The sequence below is a fragment of the Streptomyces sp. NPDC003327 genome (assembly GCF_053589515.1).
In genome coordinates, this window is sequence record NZ_JBSFSA010000094.1 from 1 (window position 1) to 2,901 (window position 2,901).

At 73.4% G+C, this 2,901-nt stretch carries 2 protein-coding genes; both read right to left on the reverse strand.

The features are described 5' to 3' along the window. Positions 1 to 145: 145 nt before the first annotated feature. Positions 146 to 1,726 (reverse strand): pectate lyase family protein, encoded by a 1,581-nt coding sequence (locus ACWDVG_RS31515; protein ID WP_451704338.1) that lies wholly within the window; start codon positions 1,724 to 1,726, stop codon positions 146 to 148. Positions 1,727 to 2,559: 833 nt separating this feature from the next. Continuing rightward, positions 2,560 to 2,901: ROK family protein (locus ACWDVG_RS31520; protein ID WP_451704340.1), on the reverse strand; the 342-nt coding region annotated here is incomplete at its 5' end.

Sequence of the window (2,901 nt, forward strand, 5' to 3'; positions counted from 1 at the left end):
TACACAGTTTTGGGGGCGCGCCCCCGCCCCCGCCCCCCCCCCCCCGCGGGGCGCCGGGGCCCCGGCGGCCGGACGGGCGTCCGCCTGAGCTGACCGGCTGATGCAGCCGGCCGGCCGGATCAGCCGACTGGTCTGGCCGGCTGGTCTAGCCGGCGGCGTACGTCTCGAACTCGGCGACCTTCGGCGTGCCGGAGGCGCCGGTGATCTCGAACGTGATCTTGCTCAGCGAGACGGCGGGGAAGGAGACGGGACCCGCGCCGGTGCCGGAGGACAGGACGGCGCCGGTGTCGGCGTTCAGCACCCGCCAGGAGCCGATCCGGCCGACCGCGTCGGCGGCCTCCCGGATGCGGAGGGAGGAGACGGTCTTCGGCGACGCCCACTTGACGGAGACGTACCCGGTCGAGCCGACCGGCGACCAGTACGTGGACGGGTTGCCGTCGCGCACGTTGCCGTAGCTGGTGCCGTCGGCCTTGCTGGAGCCGTCCGCACCGGCGCCGAGGCTGAGGTTGGTCCCGGTCGGGGAGGTCGGTGTGGGCGTCGGGGTGGCGGTCGGCGTCGGCGTCGTCGCGGTCGGAGTCGGGGCGGGGGTCGTGGCCGTGGCGGTCGGCGTGGGTGTCTGCGGCGTGCACGTACCGTCCGAGACGCGCAGGCCCTTGCCCGCCCCCGCCGTCTGCGCCACCACCGACGGCACGCAGGACGCGGGGTCCGCCCCGAAGGCGTACGGGACGCTCACGGTGGTGTTCGACTGCGGGTTCGGACCGGCCGGCTTGTAGTCCGTGCCGGGCGCGGACCAGGTCACGTTGTCGAAGGTGTTGCCGTTGACCTGCCAGTACCCGGCCGCGCTCGTGTAGAAGGTGCCGAGGACGTCCTTGGAGTCCTCGAAGTAGTTGCTGTCGACCCTGGCGCGCCCCCCGGCGCGGGAGTTGATCCCGGACTCGTTGAGCCGCACGTAGTGGTTGTTGTACATGTGGGCGATGCCGCCCCGGAGCAGGGGAGCGCGGGAGTCGATGTTCTCGTACAGGTTGTGGTGGTAGGTGATGAAGCCGTTCGAGAGCTCCGTCTCGCTGGAGCCGACGAGGCCGCCGCGCCCGGAGTTGCGCAGGACGCTGTAGGACAGCGTCACGTACTGGGTGTTGTCCTTCATGTCGAAGAGGCCGTCGTAGCCCTCCGACTCGCCGCCCGAGGCCTCCAGGGTGACGTGGTCCACCCATACGTTGCGGACGTCGGACTCCATGCCGATGGCGTCGCCGCCGTTGGAGACCGGGGAGCCCGACTTCTTGACGTTCCGGACCGTCACGTTCTGGATGATGATGTTGGACGACTCCCTTATGTGGATGCCCAGTTGGTCGAAGACGGCGCCCGCGCCGACGCCGACGATCGTGACGTTGCCGATCTGCTTGAGCTCGATGACCCCGTCGGCGGTGTTGCAGCTGGTCCCGGAGACCTTGGCCGTGTTGGCGTGGTTGATGGTCCCCTCGACCTGGATGACGATCGGGGTGCTGCTGCTCGCCCGCGAGCAGAGCGCGGCGTGGATGGCCGTCCCCGTGGTGGCGCGGACCGTCGCGCCGCCCGCGCCGCCGGTGGTGCCGCCGTTCTGGCTCGCGTAGCCGGTGGCGCCCGCGGTGGCCGCGGACGCCTGGGCGCCCGTCAGGGCCACCCCGGTGCCGGCCGCCAGGGCCGCCGCGGCGATCGCCGCGCACAACCGTCCCGTGGTTGCTCGCTTCATGGTCGTATCCCCAATTCCTGTGCTGACATGGTCAATTGGCCGGTCGGTTGATGGGATGTTCAGTCGGAGGGGCGGGGGCGTGGCAGGAGTACGCAGGGGTGGTGAGGGGCCGGTGCGCGCGTCGGCGGGGGCGGCGCGGCGTACGGCCGTGGGCGGGCAGGGGTGCCCGTACGCGGTTAGGGTGGTGGGGCGAGGTGAGGGCGCGCGTGGGCGACCCCGCGCCTCCGCGTGCCCGCACCTCGGCGCCCTCGGTCCCGGAGGGAGACGTGCCCGGGCGGCTCGGGGCTGCCGTGCCCCGTCCGGTCACGTCTCGTCGTCCCGCGGTGCCCCGGCGTCGTCGGCGGAGCCCCGTGCCGGACCGAGAACGGCTCGTGCGTGCGGCGTCACGGCAGGCGCGCCGTGAACCACGCCTTCACCGGCCCGGCCCCTGCCTGCCGGACGAGCGGAGAAAGCGCTTTCTGGCCGTGAGGATAGGGCGGCCCGCGCGGCACTGGCAAGGGTTCTCGCACACCCGCGCGACCCGGATCCTCCACCCGGACCGCGGCGCTTCACGGGAGTTTCCGGCGCCCCGGGTGGTCGCCGAAAGCCCCACTCCCTTCAGTCGCTTGCCCGCGTCCCCCCGCGCCTCCGCACCCTCGGGCGTGGGCGGTCCGGGGGCGCCCCGGGCGGCGGTCCGGTACGTGCTCCGGGCGGCGGTCCGTACGGCGGCGGTCCCGGTGCGGCGGATCCTTGCGCGTCCATCGAGCCCCGTGCGCGGGCGGCCCGTCCGGCCGCGTGGGCGTCCATCAAGGGGGTGCCGGCCGGGGCCCGGCACGAGGTGAAAGCGGCCGACTTCAGTGCGAGACGCGGTCCTTGAGCGCCTGCTGCCATGCGGGCGCGGGCACCCGGGGGGTGGTCTCGGGCCGTCGGCCGCCACGGGCGAAGAAGTCCGCGAGGGGCAGGAGGGCGGCGCCGACGGTGACCGCCTCCGGTCCGAGGGTGCCGAGCTGTACGTCGGTGAGGCTCGCCGGATGCCGCAGCGCGTACTGGTGGGCGTACCGGGTGACGGTGTCGAGGAAGGGGGTGCCGAGCTGGAGGCCTGCCCAGCCGCCGACGAGGATGCGTTCGGGCTGGAAGAGGTTGATGAGGTCGGCGAAGCCGGCGCCGAGGTAGCGGGCGGTTTCGTCGAGGACGGT